This is a genomic window from Terribacillus saccharophilus (assembly GCF_046592595.1).
In the GTDB taxonomy this organism is placed as follows: domain Bacteria; phylum Bacillota; class Bacilli; order Bacillales; family Amphibacillaceae; genus Terribacillus; species Terribacillus saccharophilus_C.
This window is the reverse complement of sequence record NZ_JAWVPF010000005.1, coordinates 61,117-80,429: the sequence shown is the minus strand read 5'-3', so window position 1 is coordinate 80,429 and position 19,313 is coordinate 61,117. Positions and strand designations below refer to the sequence as shown.

Sequence of the window (19,313 nt, the reverse complement as noted above, 5' to 3'; positions counted from 1 at the left end):
CATGTATGATTTGTTCATTATCGCATTCTATTTCCAACACTGTCAAGATTGGTAATAGTCAGAATAGGAAGCGCGACACAACAGGAGAGTGAGTAAGATGGATTTTCCGTTTTCGGATGCATTGAAACGATTGCCGGAGCAGTTTTTTGCCGGCTTAGTACATAAGATAGGCTTACTGGAAAAAGAGGGGCACGATATCATCAAGCTCGGACAGGGGAACCCTGATTTGCCGACGCCGCAGCATATCGTGGATAAATTGAAAGAAGCCGCTGATAATCCGGCTTATCATAAATATTCACCATTCAGAGGCTTTGATTTCCTTAAACAGGCAGTATGTGACTTTTATGATCGGGAATACGGTGTAAAGCTAGATCCTGCAACAGAAGTGGCCATCATGTTTGGCTCTAAAACAGGTTTGGTGGAGATCAGTCAATGTCTTTTGAATCCAGGTGATTTGGCACTGCTTCCGGATCCGGGGTATCCCGATTATATGTCCGGAATCGAACTTGCACAAGCGCGGACATCGCTCATGCCATTGACTGCTGAGAATGGATTCCTGCCTGATTATGATGCTATTCCTGCGGGTGATCTGGAAGAAGCAAAGCTAATGTTCCTGAACTATCCGAACAACCCGACTGCTGCAACAGCAGATCGGGAGTTCTTCGATAAAACAGTGGAACTGGCAAAGGAACATAATATTTGTGTGCTGCATGATTTCGCTTATGGTGCACTTGGGTTTGATGGAGAAAAACCGCAAAGCTTCCTGCAATCCGAGGGCAGCAAGGAAGTCGGCATTGAAATGTACACCTTATCCAAAACGTATAATATGGCCGGCTGGCGCATCGCTTTTGCAGTCGGTAATGCATCTGTGATTGAAAGCATCAATCTAATCCAGGATCATGTTTATGTAAGTTTATTTGGCGGCATGCAAGAGGCGGCTGCTTATGCGCTGACGGCGGACCAGACATGCGTGGATGAACTCGTTCATACGTATGAAAGCAGAAGGGATGCTTTCATCGGCCATTTACGTGCAATCGGCTGGGATGTACCCGAACCAAAAGGAACCTTCTTCGTTTGGCTGCCAGTTCCTCAGGGTTACACTTCTGAGGAATTCGCTGATCTGCTGCTCGAAAAGGCACATGTTGCGGTTGCGCCGGGCAATGGCTTTGGAGAATATGGAGAAGGATACGTTCGTGCAGGTTTATTGGATACAGAGGAAAGATTACTGGAAGCAGCGATGCGAATCGAAAAGCTCGGTATCTTCTCAAAAGCATAAGAAAGAGCCAGTCCCGGGGGACTGGCTCTTTTGTTGTCAGCTGGTCACCGCACAGCGATTGGGGCCGGATTCGATATCGGCTTCGTCTGTACTGTCAATGACAGCTTTACCTTGATTGGCTTCCCTTATCAGCTGGTAGCTGTTCGGCTGCTGTGCCGGAATACTATCCAAGACGGAGGAAACAAATTTTCTTGCATCCTGCAGCTGCAGTCTCGGATTTTTTCTGTATAGGTCTTCCATGCGTGCTTGGACTGTGCCGTCACTTCCGATTTCTGTAAGCTCGGAGAAATGGGCAGGGAGGACGATCAAGTCCAGCGACAATAATGGGAACTTTTCGTATAAAGTGTCGTGAAGATCCTGTACCCATTGCTCGGCTTGGCCAGCTAAATCGGGACGGCCAATCGATTCGGTAAAAAGCGTATCCCCAGATAGCAGGAATGTGTCATCAACGACAAAACTGATGCTACCTTCTGTATGGCCCGGTGAAGCAACGCAGCGCATGCCTTCTTCCGGTTTACCAAACGGAATCGTAATCCCGTCTTCTAAAGGAGAGAAGGTGAATGTCACTTCTTTTCCATCAGCAGCAGGGAACCAGTAAGTCGCTCCTGTTTCTTCTGCCAGCTTTCGTCCGCCTGACAAATGATCTGCGTGAAGATGGGTATCAAGTACATGTTTGATTGTCCAGCCGTTTTCTGTTGCGAAGGATGTATAGGCTTCTGTGAACCTGGCTGGATCTACTACGGCTGCTTCTCCATTGGAGACAACCATATAAGAAAGGCAGCCTTTCCCGATCCGCATGAATTGATAAATCTCTCCACCATAAGTTAGATCACCGACTTTTCGAGGACTGATTGTTTCTCCCCAAGCTTGCATGCCGCCGACGACATGGACGATATTGTCCATTCCTGCTGCTTGTAAGAGGGAGACGGCAGTCTGGGCCGATTTGCCTCGATAACACATGACATAGACAGGATCATTTTCTGGCAGTACTTTACGAGCTTGATTTGGATCTGCTTTGATAGCAGCAAATGGAACATCATATCGTTTGACGCTGTCAGCATCAATCGCCCAATCCTGAACGTCTGGCACTTGCCGGATATCAAGCAGATGAACGGTATCTTTCGCTTTTATTTTTTCTGCCAGTTCTGCTGTTTGCAATGGATTCATGCAATCGTCTCCTTTAGAAATCTTTTTTGATTATAGGAAGGAGTAATTTGACTCCTTTCTTATTCACGGGGAAAATCCTGCTGTCAGCTAGCAGGTGGCTTGCATAACCTGCTGTACCGGCAAGCTGGGTGCCGAACAGGGCGGTCTCTTGTTCAAAGAATGTCATCAATATGTAGAAATAGATCAGTCCGATCAAGGTGTGCGTATAGGATCTGTGGGCAAGGAAGGATGCAATCCCAATATAACATCCGCTCATGACTACCCATGTGTGCCCCGTGTACAATCCGGTCAGCAGCACAGCGATGCCTGTAATCAGCAGCATGAACTTCTTATTGATTACGCGGGATAGAACCATAATTCCTGCCCCGATCGCTAATCCGATATAACGATCTTGGCCAAATAAATTCCACATACTATATAGAATGAGCAATAACCCGATAAAAATTGTAATATTGCGGATGGCTTTGTGTGAAAAAGTGATACGGTTAGAGAGGATACCGCCTGTATCCAGATCAGGTACAAGAGCTGCAACGGCTGCTGTACACGTCATTGTCACCGTTACAGCGCCTTCAGCATCCAAGGCGGTGGCACTGGCGAAACCTGCGCCAGCTCCGATTAATAAATGTGTGATTCCTTTCATTCTAGCTGTGCCTCCAAAAGTTAGTCTTTAAAAGCATACTAGAATCTTAATGTCATGGCTATCCGTATTGTTTCTGATGCGCTTTTTTACGGGAAAGATAATCTTCATCTTCTCTTATTTCATCCCACTTTTTTTTGAAGATCTGAGCGGAAGCTGCTTTTTCTTCATTGATTTGCCGGTCGTGCCTTTCTGTCTTGTCTGCATCCTTGTATTTCTTACCGCCTTTATAATTGGCATATCTGCGAGCCCGGGTATAGCCCATCTGAATGTATTTCCTGGCCATATCCATCCCGACAAAATCATCCTGTTCGCGATATTCCTCAAACATTTCTGCAATTTTCCTGCAGGACTCCTCTGCAATTTCCGGAGTCTTGAAGCGCCAATGAGGAAGGATTTCACTTTTATAAGGCTCCACCATCAGGACGCCTTGCTCACCGCGGCCAACACGATATTTATCCGGATGTTTGCGAAAATCGGTCGAGGCGTCAAAATGATCGTAATAGCCCATTTCCATCCTCCTGTCTTTGTTGTTAATGTATATAGTTACCGAATGTGCTGTATGTGAAACGCGATTTTTTCTTATGGTCATAGGAGGCAGCCGTCCTCGTTTGTGATAAAATGAAACCAATGGTCTCACGTCAGAAAGGAATGGTTACAGGTGGGTAAAACAAAAGTAGGAATCGTCTTCGGCGGAAAGTCCGCGGAGCATGAAGTTTCTTTACAATCTGCAAAAAATATTGCCGATGCAATTGATAAAAATAAATATGATGTTGTTCTGATCGGAATCGATAAAGAAGGAAAATGGCAGCTGAATGACAAGGCAGATTATCTGCTGAACGCACATGATCCTAAAAATATCGAACTGAAGCCTTCCGGGCAAGGTATCGCTGTTGTACCTGGTTTGAAGGAGAAGCAGCTTGTCAATCCAAGTCAAGGCGCTGTCCTTGATCAAGTGGACGTTATCTTCAGTATCCTTCATGGTACACTTGGCGAAGATGGCAGCATGCAAGGGATGCTGCGTATCGCCAATCTCCCGTATGTAGGCCCGAACGTACTAAGTTCAGCAGTATGTATGGATAAAGATATCGCGAAGCGTCTATTGAAGGAAGCTGGTATCAGAGTCGCAAATGGTTTCACCTTCAAAAAACGCCAGCTTGGCTCGATCCGTTATGAAGAAGTGGCAAAAGTACTGGGCAGCACAGTCTTCATCAAGCCTGCTAACCAGGGATCCTCTGTCGGCGTAAGCAAAGCGAAAACAGAAGAAGAATTCTACAAAGGCTTGGAAGAAGCTTTCCGTTATGATACGAAAGTTCTTGTCGAGGAAGCAATCGCCGGCCGTGAAATCGAAGTAGCTGTACTTGGCAATGAAGAGCCAATCGCTTCCTTACCAGGAGAAATTCTGCCGAAAACAGAATTTTATTCTTATGAATCCAAGTACATCGACGAATCAGGAGCAGAGCTTGCTATCCCCGCCCAGCTTTCAGAATCTGTTACAGAACAAGCAAGGAAGCTGGCGGTCGAAGTATTCCAGACACTTGATGTTGAAGGGCTTGCACGGGTTGACTTCTTCTTGACGGAAGAAGGCGAATTCGTTGTGAATGAAGTGAACACACTTCCAGGCTTCACGAAAATCAGTATGTATCCAAAGCTATGGGACATCACTGGCATTTCCTACCCAGACCTCATTGACCGTCTGATTCAGCTTGCTATTGAGCGTCATAAACGCGATAACGAACTGAGCAACGCAGCTTTTCAGCAGCTTTGATTGATTCCTGAATAGAAGTCCTAAAAAAAGAAATCTGGACTAGGAGGTATACTCTTCAAGTCCGGATTTCTTTTTGTTTGGGAATGAATTTACATTCTGGAGGCTTATGAGAGCAGAGGATTGTATAAAAGAATTTGAGGATGAATATAGAAGAAAACTGGCTGATTTGGAATTGCTAACAAAGAGAAAGTCTGCTATTCAGCGTAGGAAATACGCGGAGACTCCCGCGGGAGGAAGGCCTAGGTGAGACCCCGGAGTGCGTCAGCACGAGGAGGCACACCAGCCGCCCGCAGGAAAGCTGAGTGTATTTCCGAAGCGGCATTCAGATACTATTTCCGTGGTTTTGACAATTTATTTACTCGTCTTTCCATATGCAATTGTACCTAACTGTGATACAATGAACTGCAGAAAAGAATAAAAAATCCAGGCCATCCTGGGAGAGGTTCTAGCACAACCCTCTATAAAAAACTAAGGAACTATATCCTTGGGTATAGTCTTTTTTATTTTTTTATGGATAATTGGCAGCCTCTTCCTATTGGAAGGGGCTTTTTTAATGGATTGTCTGGAAAAAAGGAGAAACGAAATGAAGAAGGGTAAAGCCATCGTCGTATTCAGCGGCGGTCAAGATAGTACAACTTGCTTGTTTTGGGCTATGGAACAGTTCGAGGAAGTGGAGGCTGTTACGTTCAACTATAACCAGCGCCACAGTTTGGAAATCGAGGTAGCCGAACAAATAGCGAAAGAACAAGGTATCAGACATCATGTATTGGATATGTCTCTATTGAATCAGCTTGCACCAAACGCATTGACAAGAGATGATATCGAAATCGAACAGCAAGAAGGGGAACTGCCGTCCACATTCGTACCGGGACGTAATCTAGTATTTCTATCCTTCGCAGCTATCCTGGCACATCAAGTGGGCGCAAAGCATCTTGTAACAGGTGTATGTGAAACTGACTTCAGCGGCTATCCAGACTGCCGTGATATCTTTGTGAAATCACTGAATGTATCTCTCAATCTATCAATGGATAAAGATTTCGTCATCCATACACCGCTTATGTGGCTGGATAAAGCTGAAACATGGGAACTGGCAGATGAGCTTGGGCAGCTTGATTATGTAAAAGAAAAAACACTTACTTGCTATAACGGTATCGTTGCTGAAGGCTGCGGAGAGTGCCCAGCTTGTAAGCTGCGCCAAAATGGTCTTGATCAATATGAAGCGAAAAAGGCGGCACAAGTATGATTCAGCAAATATATCCGCAAGTGCAGCATGATTACTCTTACGAACTAAATAAGGATCTGCATTTCGCTGCAGCACACAGCATCCAGCATCCAGATGCCGGCAAATGCCAGCAAGTGCATGGCCATACGTACTTCGCCAATGTGACCATTGCCGGAGATGAATTGGATGACAGTGGATTTTTATTCAATTTCTCTACAATCAAAGCATTGATCCATAAGAAATTCGATCATACCCTCTTAAATGACCACACAGATGTTTTCGGAAAAGACGATTTCCCGACAACAGAAGTGATGGCGCGTAAAATTTATGAATTGATTCAACAAGAGCTGGACCAGCTGCCTCATCAGCCCAAGTGCCTGCAAGTTTTCTTGCGTGAGACACCGACCAGCTATTGCGTATATCGACCAAAGCGAGGAACAAACAATGGCAAGTAAATTTCCGGTTTTAGAAGTATTCGGTCCAACCGTGCAGGGAGAAGGAATGGTTGTCGGACAGAAGACGATGTTCGTCCGCACAGCAGGCTGTGACTATAGCTGCAGCTGGTGTGATTCTGCCTTTACATGGGATGGATCAGCCAAAGATGACATCCGGCAGCTGACTGCCGAAGAGATTTGGGACCGATTGGAGGAAGTGGGCGGAGATCGTTTCCGTCACGTAACAATCTCTGGCGGTAACCCAGCACTATTGAAGAATCTAGGAGAGTTTACAGAGCTTCTGAAAAAGAAAGAAGTAAAAGTAGCTTTGGAGACTCAAGGAAGCCGGTATCAGCCGTGGTTCCTTGAAATCGACGATCTTACTATATCTCCTAAGCCGCCAAGCTCCTTGATGAAGACAGATTTTCATCGTCTTGATGAGATAATCAACAATTTGAGAGAAGCGGGACGTCTTATGCATGTGAGTCTGAAGGTTGTTATCTTCGACGAGGAAGACTTGCGTTATGCAACGAATGTTCATAAACGTTATCCAGATGTGAGTTTTTATGTGCAAGTAGGTAATCATGATACTGCTACATTGGATGATGCTGCATTGAAGGATGCTTTGCTGTCCAAATATGAATGGCTGATTGACCAGGTGTCTGCTTCCAATGAATTGAATCATGTGCGTGTCCTGCCGCAGCTCCATACACTTGTATGGGGAAATAAACGCGGTGTATAAACAAAAAGACGAGTGTTATACTCGTCTTTTTTTTATACCCAAGTGTAGGCAGGCACCTCCTATTCACAAGACTAATAGAATACCAAGTCGTTAAATTAATAAAAAATGCTTGAATTTATATTAGTAATAATGCATAATAATTCACATAAATAAATCGAGCATTCAGCACGGAGAGGGAGATTCATAATGGCAAAGGATAAAATCGTACTCGCATACTCTGGTGGTTTAGATACTTCTGTAGCAATCAAGTGGCTGCAGGATAAATATAATTATGATGTTATCGCAGTGGGTTTGGATGTAGGTGAAGGTAAAGATTTGGATTTCGTCCAGGAGAAAGCATTGCAGGTTGGTGCTATTAAATCGTATACAGTGGACGCAAAGGCTGCATATGCTGAGGAATATGTACTTCCAGCATTGAAAGCAAATCTGCTTTATGAAGGAAAATATCCGCTGGTTTCTGCACTTAGCCGTCCTTTGATCGCAAAAGTGCTGGTAGATATTGCAAAAGAAGAAGGAGCTGTGGCGGTAGCGCATGGCTGTACGGGCAAAGGAAATGACCAAGTGCGTTTTGACGTAAGCTTCACAGCGTTGAATCCAGACCTGAAGATTGTTGCTCCAGTACGTGAATGGGCAATGAGCCGAGATGAAGAGATTGAATACGCAGAAAAGCACGGTATTCCAGTTCCTGTTGGGAAAGAGAGCCCATACAGTGTCGATCAGAATCTATGGGGACGCTCCAACGAGTGCGGTATTCTGGAAGATCCATGGGAGCAGCCGCCAAGTGACGCATTCGGATTGACTGTTGATCCTGAAAATGCGCCAGATGAAGCGCAGATTTTAACAATTACATTCGAAAAAGGGAAACCAGTCGCACTTGATGGAGAAGACTATCCATTGGATGCACTTATCTTGAAATTGAACGAAATCGCAGGTAAACATGGTGTCGGACGTATCGATCATGTCGAAAATAGATTAGTAGGTATCAAATCTCGTGAGATCTATGAATGTCCGGCTGCAGTGACATTAATTGCTGCGCATCAGGAATTGGAAGCTTTGACGATGACACGTGAAATCTCCCAATTCAAACCAATCGTCGAGCAAAAACTTGCACAGACAATTTATGATGGTCTATGGTACTCTCCGCTGACTAAAGCGCTGCAGGCATTCATTGAGGAAACGCAGCAGACAGTCTCCGGCAATGTAAAAGTGAAACTGTACAAAGGACATGCACTTGTTGTAGGCAGAGAGTCTGCAGAATCTCTATACAGCTTTGATTTGGCAACGTATAAACCAGAAGATAAATTCGATCATGATGCAGCACTTGGATTCATCCAGCTTTGGGGACTTCCGACGAAGGTTCAGGCAGAGGTTGCGCGTCAGCAGACAGTACCAACGGAGGCTCCCTCACTACTGAAAATCGATAAAAAAGAAGCTGTGAAACAATGAAGCTATGGGGAGGAAGATTCACGAAGCCGACCAATGAGTTAGTAGACGCCTACACTTCCTCCATCGGCTTTGATCAAAAACTGGCTAAATATGATATTCAAGGCAGTCTGGCGCATGTCGCGATGCTCGGCAAATGCGGCATCATCGAACAGGATGAAGCTGAAACGATTGCTGATGGATTGAAGCAGGTGCTGAATAAAATCCAGGCCGGAGAAGCAACGCTCTCGCAGGCGGATGAAGACATTCATATGAATGTGGAACGGTTATTGATTGAACAAATCGGCCCAGTAGGCGGGAAACTGCATACAGGCAGAAGCCGAAATGACCAGGTTGCATTGGATATGCGTCTGTACTTGCGGGAAGCAATTGTGGAGATTATCGGGCTGCTGGGTGCTGTGCAGACAGCACTGACGGAACAGGCAAAACAGCATCTGGATACGATTCTTCCGGGTTATACCCACTTGCAGCGGGCGCAACCGGTGCTGTTCAGTCATCATCTTATGGCTTACGCTTATATGCTGCAGCGTGATGTAGAGAGGCTGCAGGACAGCTGGAAACGCGTGAACAAAATGCCGCTTGGAGCAGGTGCCCTGGCTGGAACGACATTCCCGATTGATCGGCATTTTGTAGCGGAGCAGCTGCAGTTTGATGCTATTACCGAAAATAGTCTGGACAGTGTAAGCGACCGTGACTTTGTAGTAGAGTTCTTGTCTGCTGCAAGTTTGATAAGCATGCATCTGTCACGGCTTTCGGAGGAATTGGTTCAATGGTCTAGCGCGGAGTTCAATTTCATAGAATTGGATGATGCGTTTTCCACCGGCAGCAGCATGATGCCGCAGAAGAAAAACCCTGATGTAGCGGAACTTGTCCGCGGTAAATCCGGCCGTGTCTTCGGGCATTTGATGGGCATGCTGACAACTCTGAAAGGATTGCCGCTTGCTTATAATAAAGATATGCAGGAAGACAAAGAAGGCATGTTCGATACAGTGGAGACATTGAAAGGTGCACTTGGTCTTTTTGCACCGATGATCGAGACGATGCATGTGAAGCAAGACAATATGTATCAAGCTGTTCGGAACGATTTCTCGAATGCAACAGATCTAGCTGACTATCTTGTAGCAAAAGGGATGGCATTCCGGGAATCGCATGCTGTTGTCGGGCAGACAGTGCTGTACAGTATCGAGCAGGGGAAATATTTGCTGGATCTCGGTCTGGAAGAGCTGCAGCAGTTTTCCAGTCTGATAGAAGAGGATATCTACGAAGCACTTGCACCGGAAACAGTCGTTGCAGCCAGGAATATCCCTGGGGGTACGGCAAAGGTAAGGGTTCAAGAGCAAGTGGATGATATAGAAGCCTTGCTGGAAACGAATAGACAGTGGACAGAAGAGCAGGCTGCTAAACTGGAGGGGTGAGCAGCTGCTCACCTTTCTTTTGTTATAAATGCATAAATATTAACTATAAAGAATAAAGATAACGTTCGTTTCGGAAAGGAGCAGCATGATGGAAGAGACAAAAGGTTATTTGATGCTCAGTACAGGAGATATTTTGGAAGGTGTCTGGCTGGGGGAAACAACGGAATCAGACGGAGAGATGGTATTCAATACAGCGATGACAGGCTATCAGGAAGTGATGACAGATCCGTCCTATGCGGGACAGATTGTAACGATGACGTATCCATTGATCGGAAATTATGGTTTTAATGCATATGATAAGGAAAGTCACACTCCATCCATTCATGGGCTTGTCATCTCGACACCATGCGAAACGCCGGCTCATTATCAAGCAACTCAGACACTGCAGGATATTGCGAATGAGCATAACTTTCCTATCCTTGCACAGGTGGATACACGAAAACTGACGAAGATCATCCGTAAGCATGGGGACGTGTATGGAAGGATGACTAAAACACCTGGAGCTGTTCCGGAAAAAGCGAAAGTATCCGAAAAGATTGTAGAAAGTGTATCTGTGAAAAAAGCGCAGTTCCACCCGGCAGAGGGTCAGGCGGCTGCTCATGTGGCAATCATCGATTACGGCTATAAGCATTCGATTCGGGATATGCTGCTGGAAAATAACTGTGACGTCACAGTCTTTCCATTCGATACGACGCTTGAAGAGCTGATAGATGCAAAAGTGGATGGTGTATTGCTTTCGAATGGTCCTGGGGATCCAAAATCCCTTCACTATTTAGCAGGCGAAATCAAAAGGATAGCAGAATATTATCCAACTTTAGGAATCTGTCTTGGGCATCAGCTGCTGGCACTTGCATTCGGCGGTAATACAATGCGGCTGCCTTATGGACATCGGGGGAGCAATCATCCGGTCCAGCATCTGCCTAGCGGAAAGGTTTCCATCACTTCCCAAAACCATGGATATGTTGTCGATGAAGCTTCTATTTCACAGTCCTTGTGGAATATCCTTTACAGCAATGTGAATGATGGATCGGTAGAAGGGCTGCAGCACTGCTCAAAACCGATCATGAGTGTCCAATTCCACCCAGAGGCGCATCCCGGCCCAAGTGATACGTATGATGTGTTCGAACAATTTCTGAATTCGGTACGGAATAGAGGAGTGACAGCATATGCCTAAGCAAGATCACATCAAGAAAGTCCTTGTCATTGGTTCTGGTCCTATCGTTATCGGGCAGGCAGCAGAATTCGATTATGCAGGCACGCAAGCATGCCTTGCTTTGAAAGAAGAAGGGGTAGAGGTCATCCTCGTAAATAATAACCCTGCGACAATCATGACAGATCAGGCATTTGCCGATCAGGTATATTTGGAGCCGTTAACCTGTGAGTCCTTGACCAATATTATCGAAAAGGAAAGACCGGATGGCCTGCTGCCTACTTTAGGCGGCCAAACCGGTCTCAACCTGGCTGTAAGTCTGGATCAAGCAGGCGTACTGGAAAAGTACAGCGTTACATTGCTGGGTACACCGCTTGATGCAATTCAGCGCGGAGAGGATCGGGAGCTGTTCAAGCAAATGATGGAGGATATCAATGAGCCTGTCCCGGAAAGTCTTCCGATCACGTCAATTGAAGAAGCGAAAGCTTTTGCGGAAAGTACAGGTTTCCCGATTATCATCCGTCCTGCCTATACATTAGGAGGGGCCGGAGGCGGAATCGCGAACGACCTGCCAGAACTTCTGCGGTATGTAAAGAGCGGAATTCAGGCAAGTCCGATAAATCAGGTGCTGATCGAGCAGAGTGTGAAGGGCTGGAAGGAACTCGAGTATGAAGTGATGCGGGACGCCAATGACACGTGCATCATTGTCTGCAACATGGAGAATATCGACCCTGTCGGAATACATACAGGAGATAGTATCGTTGTCGCGCCATCTCAGACATTGACAGACAGACAGTATCAAATGCTCCGGACAGTCTCATGTAAAGTCATCCGTGAGCTGGGTGTCGTTGGAGGCTGTAATATCCAGTTCGCATTAAATCCGCATAGCGATGAGTACGTTATTATCGAGGTGAACCCCCGTGTGAGTCGTTCCAGCGCTTTAGCCTCCAAGGCAACAGGCTATCCGATCGCCCGTATTGCAGCAAAGCTGGCTCTTGGCTACCATCTGCATGAGGTACCGAATCCGATTACAGGAGATACATTTGCCAGCTTCGAGCCCGCGATTGACTATGTAGCGGTGAAAATACCACGCTGGCCATTTGATAAGTTCACCCAGGCTGATCGTCTGCTTGGAACACAAATGAAAGCAACGGGCGAAGTAATGGCGCTTTCGCGTAACCTGCCGGCCGGTCTGCATAAAGCGATACGTTCCTTGGAAATCGGCTTGGAGGAATTCCGTTTGCCATCAGTTGAAGCTTGGACGGATACAGACCTTGAAAAAGGACTTAAAGATGCGGACGATCGCAGACTGTTTCTGCTTGCGGAAGCACTTCGACGGGGAGTATCGATTGAGACGTTGCATGAGTGGACAGAAATTACGACATTCTTTCTCCATGAGATGAAACGGATTATTGATGTGGAGCAAGAATTGAGAGATGGTGGCTGGCAGCCGGATGAGGTACTTCTCAGAAAAGCAAAGACACTGGGCTTCAGCAATGTTGCCTTAGCAAGAGTCCTGGAGCAGCCACTGGCAGCAGTAGAAGGACTAATCAAGGAACAGGAAATCAAGCCTTCCTACAAGATGGTCGATACGTGTGCGGCTGAATTCTCTGCGCAAACTCCATACTTCTATTCCAGCTGGCAGGAAGAAGATGAGGTTGAACCTTTATCGGCATCAGATAAGAAAGTTGTGGTACTAGGTTCAGGACCAATCCGGATCGGGCAAGGTGTGGAATTTGATTTTTGTTCTGTGCAATCGGCTTTATCCTTGCGGGAACAAGGCATTCGATCTGTTGTCATCAATAATAATCCGGAAACCGTGAGTACGGATTTCAATACAGCTGATCACCTGTATTTCGAACCGCTGACAAAAGAAGATGTATTGCACATTATCGAAAAAGAACAAGCAGACGAGGTGCTCGTACAGTTCGGTGGACAGACAGCGATCAATTTAGCAGCAGATTTGGAGGAAGCTGGCGTAACAATTGCTGGAACGAGCACATCTTCAATAGATCGCGTAGAGAATAGAGAAGCTTTCTATGATTTGCTGCATTCACTGGACATCCCGCATATTCCGGGTACGACAGTGATGGACACTGCTTCATTACATGAAGAGGCTCGTCAAATCGGCTACCCGATTTTGATCCGCCCATCTTATGTAATTGGTGGTCAAGGAATGGTCATCTTGCATTCTGAAGATATGCTGGAATCTTATTTACATGATTTGCAGCAGCAAATCCATACATCCCGCCTTTTCCCGCTGCTTCTTGATAAATATGTTCCAGGCATGGAGGTAGAGGTGGATGTTGTTTGTGATGGTGCAGATATCCTTATCCCGGGCATCTATGAACATATCGAACCGGCTGGAATTCATAGCGGAGACAGTACAGCCATTTTCCCTGCTCCTAGCTTAAGTGAATCCGAGAAAGATTTGATTGTCAGCTATGCAAGCCGAATCTCGGATGCTCTTCAAGTGCAAGGCATCATGAACATTCAGTTTGTGTTTAGCGAAGACCGCAGCATCCTGCATGTCCTGGAGGTTAATCCGCGTGCATCCCGTACAGTTCCAATTTCCAGTAAAGTGACGGGAATCCCATTGGTGGACTTAGCTACAAGAGTGCAGATGGGAGAAGCTTTGCAGGATTCTGGCTATTCACTTGGACTGCAAAAAGAAATACCTTTCTTTGCCGTTAAGCTGCCTGTTTTTTCGACCACTAAATTGGCAGGTGTCGATCCGCTCCTTGGACCTGATATGCAATCGACGGGAGAAGCAATTGGATTAGGCAAGACGGTGAACGAAGCATTGAACAAAGCATTTGGCTGGAAGGAAAAGACGCTCCGGTCTTTGACAGATAATGCGCAAGTTTTATTAGATGTAGAATCCTCCGATTTGGCCGGTCTGGAAGAAATACTCGGACAGCTGCAAGCAAAGGTTATCCTGACAGAACAGACTGCAGCTATTCTGCCGGATAGTACGTCATTCGAGGTCGTTTCCTATGAAGAAGCAATCCTATTGATTGAGGATCAGAAAATGACAGCTGTTTGCAGTACAAGAAAAGGATTCCAAGGTATCCGTGAATCAGCATGGAAGACGGAGACACCGTGTATGACCAGTTTGCCGACGATGCAAAGCTATTGGTTGGCTAGCCAGGAAAAATTGCCTGCCAGCTTGTCGATGTCGGATTATTTGGAGCAAGCGGAAAAGGAGCATGTGTAATGAAACAGATGATAGAACAGCACACTTTGGCAGGCAAAAGCCTGTTATCACTGCAGGATTTGACGAAGGAAGAAATTCTTTATGTACTGGATCTGGCTGCTGAGCTGAAAAAACAGCATCAGAAAGGCGAGCTGATTCAGCCGCTGGCGGGAAAAACCTTAGGAATGATTTTTGAAAAGTCATCCACACGGACGCGTGTTTCTTTTGAAACAGGAATTTATCAGCTTGGAGGAATGGGTCTTTATTTGAACTCAAAGGATTTGCAGCTTGGCCGCGGCGAACCAGTTGCCGATACGGCGAAGGTTCTGTCTGGTTATCTGGATGCTATCATGATTCGTGCTAATTCTCACAAGATGGTGGAAGAGCTGGCAGCACATGCTACTATACCGGTGATCAACGGCTTAACGGATTTGTTCCATCCATGTCAAGCTCTGGCTGATTTACAGACGATTTTGGAGCATAAAGGGACATTGGAGGGCATTAAACTTGCTTATATCGGTGACGCGAACAATGTAGCGAATAGTTTAATGATTGCAGCTGCGAAAACAGGTATGCAAATTCGAATTGCAGCACCTGCTGGATACCAGCCGCTCCCGGAAATCGTTGAAAAAGCGAAAGAGATTAGCATTGACCCAGATTTTCTTCTTATCACAGAGAGTCCCGAAGAAGCTGCGGCAGGTGCAGATGTACTTTATACAGATGTCTGGACGAGTATGGGGCAAGAGGAAGAGACAGCGGCTAGACTGAAAGCTTTCCAAGGATTCCAAGTGAATGAAATGCTTATGGATTCTGCTGACTCAGATGCTATCTTCCTGCACTGTCTGCCGGCACACAGGGGTGAAGAAGTAACAGCTGCTGTCATTGATGGACCGCAATCGGCAGTATTCCAGGAGGCTGAAAACCGCCTGCATGCCCAAAAAGCGCTGATGCTTGCTGTTATGGGAAAATAAACGATAAAGAAAAGAAACCGTTTAAAAGGCGGTTTCTTTTCTTTATCTATGCGTTCACAAGGCTGGGAAAATCATGTAGACTAAAGAGTATATGTCCACTTACTCTACGTAGGGGACTTCTAGGATACAGGAGAGAATACTTACTATGTTAACTTACGTAGCGCCGGCTATCTTCCTGGCGTTTGTCTATCTATTGTCTATCATTCCGTTTCACCAGACGGTTGGCATTACCAAGAAACAACATTTATTGATGGCATCATTTGCTATCTATGTGATTGCGGTCATTTGTCTTACATTTTTCCCATTGCCTGTGGATCAGAATCTTATTGAAGAAAACCAGCAGCTCGAAACAAGCTACCGCTGGAATACATCACCGCTCACATCCATTATGCAAATCTGGCATACAACACAAATCGATGGTTTTGGATATGGACTGGCTCTTAAAAATCTAGGAGGGAATATCCTCTTATTTGTACCGCTCGGCTTTTATTTGCCATTACTTGTTCGCCGGACCAGGTCTTTCTTTATTGTTGTTCTGTGCGGGCTTGTATTCAGTACAGCAATTGAGTCAACACAGGGTCTCCTTAATTATTTTGTAGGCTATAATTATCGCTCTGTCGATATCGATGACATTATCCTGAATGTATTAGGAGCTATGCTGGGATATGCATTCTACTGGATTGCTCTTCGTCCTTTATTGAAAAGGGGCAAGCTGTAATCAGCTTGTTTCCTGATGGGAATCCTCTTTGAATCCAAGCAGTTCCGGTGACAGGGAGGCTAGTGGTCCCAGTTTCCGTAATTTCGGATACAAAAGCCACGATACGGAAAGTAAGGCAAGGCCGCTGCCTGCGGCGCAAAAGACCCAAGACAAGGGGATAAGTGTGGCTGCATAACCGCCTGCTAATGAACCGATAGGCATTGCAATTGTACTGAAACTTGCACTTGCGCTGGTCACCCTGCCAATCAGCGAAACTGGAACCAAAGTTTGTAACATTATTGCAAAGGTGACATTGATACAGCCGACAGGTATCCAAGCAAGTCCATAAAGAATCACACTCAACCATGTCCATGGAACGAAGGCAGCTGCGGCCCAAATTGCAGAAGCTGCCAGCATGGTGAATATGGTCGCTTTGCCTATAGGGAGTCTGCTAAAGGAAGATGCTAATAGCGCACCTATTAGAGCGCCACAAGACATAGCGGCCAAATACAAACCGTATACCGCAGCTCCTTGTTTCTCATCTGCGAAAGCAGGCATTACCGCCATGGCGGCACCAATTGCCAAATTGCATAATACCGCCCCAAAGAGTGCAGCAGCCAGAATTGTTGTGAAAAGGATCTTAAGTCCTTCTTTAAGTTCCATGATGTAAGTACTGAAGACAGAACGCGTATTATCGGCTTTGCCGGTTTGCGCTTTTTGGTGTGGGATTCTTAAGAAGCTGAATAAAAGGAAAGCGATACAGAAGGCGAAAGAGTCGATGATGAATAATAATGTTGTCCCGAAGGCAGCAATCATCACGCCTGCAATGGCATTAAAGATGAGATCGACCCCTTGGTAAGCAAAGGAGAATAATGCATTACCAGCAGGGAGTTCTGCTTTTTTCAGAACGATTGGTAATGCCTTTGTTTCTGTCGGATATGCAAATGCGTTAATAAAAGTCAGAATCGGCATTATGACGAGCAGCAGTGTTACAGATAGAAATTCCAGCCAAGCTGCAAGTGGAATCAGCAGTATAAGCACAGCTTGCAGTGCTTGTGTCCACATCAGCGTGCTGCGAATCTGCCATCGATCAACCAGTGGCCCAATCAGGAACTGCAACAGATTCGGGATTTGTGTCAGGGCTCCGGCTAGACCTGAGTAAAATGTGCTGCCGCTCAGATCATAAACGAGCCACATGGCCGCGATGAAATAAATGCTGTCTCCGATATTGCTGACAATTCTTCCTGAGAAAAGCAAGCCATAATTTCGCTGTTTAAGAATAGCAAGCATCCTCAATCTTCCTCTTCCATATCGATTTGATCAAACGATGGTGTATCGATTTCAAAACCGAAAGCAGAAAAATGATACAGTTTGCCATTCGGGTCATTCTCTGCTGCTTCGCTCTTTTCACGCAATGTCTCCATCAAACCAAATAAACCTTGAATGAACTCCCTAAAATCGGCTTCAGTGGCACTAATTTCCCAAATGCTTCCGACTTTATCCCAGTCTTTCGGATCAGTAGAACCAGCTGCTTTGGCGAAGGATGATTCGGGTGCTGTCAGGATGGATGATTTCGTCTTATTAGCCATTTGTACATAAAGCTGTCTCGTTGATTCGCTTAGTTCTTCTGCGTAAGGCAGCAAATCTTCGGATGGAAAGAAGCCCCTGGCTGCAGCTCGATAGAATTTTTGTACAATCCCATTTTTTTCTTCTGTGCGAATCACTTCAATCAATCCGTTCTTTTCCAGCTCTTTCAAATGATAGTGGATTTTTGGCCTGCTCGTTTCCAGTAAGACGGCAAGCTGCTGGCCGGTATAAGATGTTTCGACTAACTTCATAATCATCTCTGCACGCAGCGGATCACTGATTGCTTTCAGCTGCTCAAAGGTTGTCAAAGCCATTGCTTGTTTCATTTGGTTTCCTCCTCTGTAAACATTTATTGAACGGTCAACTTTATTTTACGGCTTAAGTGTATTATCAGTTCCACATATTGTCAATCTAATTTTCAGACTTTTTTCCTGCTGTACAACTATATAAAAAATATGTTAAGGTAGTATCAATCGAATAGGTTTTCTCTTGGGGCAGGGTGAAATTCCCGACCGGCGGTGATAGGCAGCTCAGCTGTCTTCAGTCCGTGACCCGTTTTTATAACGGTGGATTTGGTGAGATTCCAAAGCCGACAGTAAAGTCTGGATGGGAAAGAGGAAACGGCGTGCTATCCACACGCCACCAAAAGCTTTTCGTCGACTGACGATAGCTTGTTTCGCTATACTTTTAAAGCCAAAGCCCCAGAATCCAATATTCTGGGGCTTTTTATATGAAAGTTAGTTCTATGTAGGAGCAAAATTGGCAGCAGCCAGCTTGCACCTTATTTGAGTCACTCATTATCAAAGAAAATTGGTAATGAGATTCTGGAAGGTTACATCCCCGTTTAACCGTCACATCGTCCCGAGACGGTAATATTCCCATTCGTAATGCATGATACTAAGCATGACATTTCTTGTTTCCTTGAGAAGCGCACAGAGAAAAGGAGGAAAAAAGTGTTTACTGGAATCATTCAGGAAGTAGGCAGCATGATTGATGTTAAAAAACAGAATAATGCCATGCAGCTCACAATTGCCAGCGAAAAATTGACGAAGGATATGCACATAGGAGACAGTATCGCTGTTAATGGTGTCTGTCTTACAGTTACTAGTTTCACCCCGCATGCTTTCCAAGTAGATGTTATGCCGGAGACGTATCATTACAGTTCTTTGTCTCATTTGCAAAGTTCCGATGCAGTGAACCTGGAACCTGCTCTGCAGCCTAATGGAAGACTGGGTGGCCATTTTGTGAGTGGTCATGTCGATACGACGGGATCAATCCTTTCGATTCGAGATGAGTCAAATGCGCGCTATATTGATATTGCTGTAACAAAAGGGCTGCAATACTTAATGCCCAAAGGCTCCATTTCTGTTGATGGCGTGTCATTGACCGTTTTTGAAGTCAGGGAAGATACGTTTACCATTTCGTTAATTCCAGAAACAAGGAAAGCAACAATCTTAGGTGATAAGAAAGCTGGCGATATGGTGAATCTCGAATTTGATCAGCTTGCCAAATACATGGAACGGCTGCTTGAGCACCAAAAAAGCCCTCAGCCTTCAGGCATTACAACAGAGACATTAGCACAGCACGGATTCCTGGATTAGGAGGAAA

At 45.6% G+C, this 19,313-nt stretch carries 17 protein-coding genes and 2 riboswitches; of the genes, 12 read left to right on the top strand and 5 right to left on the bottom strand.

Going from position 1 to position 19,313, the window contains the following annotated elements; genetic code table 11:
- Positions 1-97: 97 nt before the first annotated feature.
- Entirely contained in the window at positions 98-1,276 is a 1,179-nt protein-coding gene (locus tag SFC25_RS09635; RefSeq protein WP_411215058.1) for a pyridoxal phosphate-dependent aminotransferase, read from the top strand.
- A 36-nt stretch (positions 1,277-1,312) separates the two neighbouring features.
- Here SFC25_RS09635 and SFC25_RS09630 read toward each other — a convergent pair whose 3' ends face one another.
- Genes SFC25_RS09630 through SFC25_RS09620 form a run of 3 tightly spaced genes read right to left on the bottom strand, consistent with a single transcriptional unit; the run spans position 1,313 to position 3,597 of the window.
- Positions 1,313-2,443, bottom strand: coding sequence for an MBL fold metallo-hydrolase (locus SFC25_RS09630; RefSeq protein WP_411215057.1), 1,131 nt, complete (start codon positions 2,441-2,443; stop codon positions 1,313-1,315).
- Positions 2,444-2,456: 13 nt separating this feature from the next.
- Positions 2,457-3,083, bottom strand: coding sequence for a metal-dependent hydrolase (locus SFC25_RS09625; protein WP_411215056.1), 627 nt, complete (start codon positions 3,081-3,083; stop codon positions 2,457-2,459).
- Positions 3,084-3,141: 58 nt separating this feature from the next.
- Complete coding sequence (locus SFC25_RS09620; protein WP_411215055.1) at positions 3,142-3,597, bottom strand: DUF4385 domain-containing protein; 456 nt, start codon at positions 3,595-3,597, stop codon at positions 3,142-3,144.
- A 144-nt stretch (positions 3,598-3,741) separates the two neighbouring features.
- Between SFC25_RS09620 and ddlA the strand changes: the two genes are divergently transcribed.
- From ddlA to SFC25_RS09570, 10 genes are all read left to right on the top strand, one after another.
- Positions 3,742-4,848, top strand: a complete 1,107-nt coding sequence (gene ddlA, locus SFC25_RS09615) for a D-alanine--D-alanine ligase (protein ID WP_411215054.1) — start codon at positions 3,742-3,744, stop codon at positions 4,846-4,848.
- Positions 4,849-5,281: 433 nt separating this feature from the next.
- Positions 5,282-5,326: riboswitch (PreQ1 riboswitch) on the top strand.
- A gap of 105 nt (positions 5,327-5,431) precedes the next feature.
- A complete protein-coding gene (queC, locus tag SFC25_RS09610; protein WP_411215053.1) occupies positions 5,432-6,091 on the top strand; it encodes a 7-cyano-7-deazaguanine synthase QueC in 660 nt (219 codons plus the stop codon).
- The gene (gene queD / locus SFC25_RS09605; protein WP_411215052.1) at positions 6,088-6,525 is read left to right on the top strand and encodes a 6-carboxytetrahydropterin synthase QueD; all 438 of its coding nucleotides are present in this window, start codon (positions 6,088-6,090) and stop codon (positions 6,523-6,525) included. The genes queC and queD overlap by 4 nt, the downstream gene beginning before the upstream one ends.
- Complete coding sequence (queE, locus tag SFC25_RS09600) at positions 6,515-7,246, top strand: 7-carboxy-7-deazaguanine synthase QueE (protein WP_411215051.1); 732 nt, start codon at positions 6,515-6,517, stop codon at positions 7,244-7,246. The genes queD and queE overlap by 11 nt, the downstream gene beginning before the upstream one ends.
- 186 nt (positions 7,247-7,432) lie before the next feature.
- Positions 7,433-8,692, top strand: a complete 1,260-nt coding sequence (locus SFC25_RS09595) for an argininosuccinate synthase (RefSeq protein WP_411215050.1) — start codon at positions 7,433-7,435, stop codon at positions 8,690-8,692.
- Positions 8,689-10,104, top strand: coding sequence for an argininosuccinate lyase (gene argH / locus SFC25_RS09590; protein ID WP_411215049.1), 1,416 nt, complete (start codon positions 8,689-8,691; stop codon positions 10,102-10,104). Before SFC25_RS09595 ends, argH begins: the two co-directional genes overlap by 4 nt.
- Positions 10,105-10,192: 88 nt before the next feature.
- The gene (locus SFC25_RS09585) at positions 10,193-11,278 is read left to right on the top strand and encodes a carbamoyl phosphate synthase small subunit (protein ID WP_411215319.1); all 1,086 of its coding nucleotides are present in this window, start codon (positions 10,193-10,195) and stop codon (positions 11,276-11,278) included.
- Positions 11,271-14,471 carry a carbamoyl-phosphate synthase (glutamine-hydrolyzing) large subunit gene (gene carB / locus SFC25_RS09580; protein WP_411215048.1) on the top strand — a complete coding sequence of 1,067 codons (3,201 nt, stop codon included), beginning with the start codon at positions 11,271-11,273 and terminating at the stop codon, positions 14,469-14,471. Before SFC25_RS09585 ends, carB begins: the two co-directional genes overlap by 8 nt.
- A gap of 8 nt (positions 14,472-14,479) precedes the next feature.
- The gene (gene argF / locus SFC25_RS09575) at positions 14,480-15,421 is read left to right on the top strand and encodes an ornithine carbamoyltransferase (protein WP_411215318.1); all 942 of its coding nucleotides are present in this window, start codon (positions 14,480-14,482) and stop codon (positions 15,419-15,421) included.
- A 145-nt stretch (positions 15,422-15,566) separates the two neighbouring features.
- Positions 15,567-16,139, top strand: a complete 573-nt coding sequence (locus tag SFC25_RS09570) for a VanZ family protein (RefSeq protein ID WP_095269598.1) — start codon at positions 15,567-15,569, stop codon at positions 16,137-16,139.
- Here the strand turns inward: SFC25_RS09570 and SFC25_RS09565 are convergent, their stop codons facing one another.
- Positions 16,140-17,408, bottom strand: a complete 1,269-nt coding sequence (locus SFC25_RS09565; RefSeq protein ID WP_411215047.1) for an MFS transporter — start codon at positions 17,406-17,408, stop codon at positions 16,140-16,142.
- 2 nt (positions 17,409-17,410) lie between these two features.
- Entirely contained in the window at positions 17,411-18,031 is a 621-nt protein-coding gene (locus tag SFC25_RS09560) for an ArsR/SmtB family transcription factor (RefSeq protein ID WP_411215046.1), read from the bottom strand.
- Positions 18,032-18,186: 155 nt separating this feature from the next.
- A riboswitch (FMN riboswitch) is annotated at positions 18,187-18,327 on the top strand.
- A 331-nt stretch (positions 18,328-18,658) separates the two neighbouring features.
- On the opposite strand from SFC25_RS09560, the gene ribE reads away from it, so the two are divergent.
- Complete coding sequence (gene ribE / locus SFC25_RS09555) at positions 18,659-19,306, top strand: riboflavin synthase (protein ID WP_411215045.1); 648 nt, start codon at positions 18,659-18,661, stop codon at positions 19,304-19,306.
- Positions 19,307-19,313: the final 7 nt, after the last annotated feature.

Excerpts from the sequence above, each read along its gene's own strand:
- SFC25_RS09565 (WP_411215047.1), bottom strand. The coding sequence starts at position 17,408 with ATGCTTGCTATTCTTAAACAGCGAAATTATGGCTTGCTTTTCTCAGGA.
- queE (WP_411215051.1), top strand. The coding sequence starts at position 6,515 with ATGGCAAGTAAATTTCCGGTTTTAGAAGTATTCGGTCCAACCGTGCAG.
- queC (WP_411215053.1), top strand. The coding sequence starts at position 5,432 with ATGAAGAAGGGTAAAGCCATCGTCGTATTCAGCGGCGGTCAAGATAGT.
- argH (WP_411215049.1), top strand. The coding sequence starts at position 8,689 with ATGAAGCTATGGGGAGGAAGATTCACGAAGCCGACCAATGAGTTAGTA.
- argF (WP_411215318.1), top strand. The coding sequence starts at position 14,480 with ATGATAGAACAGCACACTTTGGCAGGCAAAAGCCTGTTATCACTGCAG.
- SFC25_RS09595 (WP_411215050.1), top strand. The coding sequence starts at position 7,433 with ATGGCAAAGGATAAAATCGTACTCGCATACTCTGGTGGTTTAGATACT.
- SFC25_RS09625 (WP_411215056.1), bottom strand. The coding sequence starts at position 3,083 with ATGAAAGGAATCACACATTTATTAATCGGAGCTGGCGCAGGTTTCGCC.
- SFC25_RS09570 (WP_095269598.1), top strand. The coding sequence starts at position 15,567 with ATGTTAACTTACGTAGCGCCGGCTATCTTCCTGGCGTTTGTCTATCTA.
- SFC25_RS09635 (WP_411215058.1), top strand. The coding sequence starts at position 98 with ATGGATTTTCCGTTTTCGGATGCATTGAAACGATTGCCGGAGCAGTTT.
- SFC25_RS09630 (WP_411215057.1), bottom strand. The coding sequence starts at position 2,443 with ATGAATCCATTGCAAACAGCAGAACTGGCAGAAAAAATAAAAGCGAAA.
- SFC25_RS09585 (WP_411215319.1), top strand. The coding sequence starts at position 10,193 with ATGGAAGAGACAAAAGGTTATTTGATGCTCAGTACAGGAGATATTTTG.
- carB (WP_411215048.1), top strand. The coding sequence starts at position 11,271 with ATGCCTAAGCAAGATCACATCAAGAAAGTCCTTGTCATTGGTTCTGGT.
- SFC25_RS09560 (WP_411215046.1), bottom strand. The coding sequence starts at position 18,031 with ATGAAACAAGCAATGGCTTTGACAACCTTTGAGCAGCTGAAAGCAATC.
- queD (WP_411215052.1), top strand. The coding sequence starts at position 6,088 with ATGATTCAGCAAATATATCCGCAAGTGCAGCATGATTACTCTTACGAA.
- SFC25_RS09620 (WP_411215055.1), bottom strand. The coding sequence starts at position 3,597 with ATGGAAATGGGCTATTACGATCATTTTGACGCCTCGACCGATTTTCGC.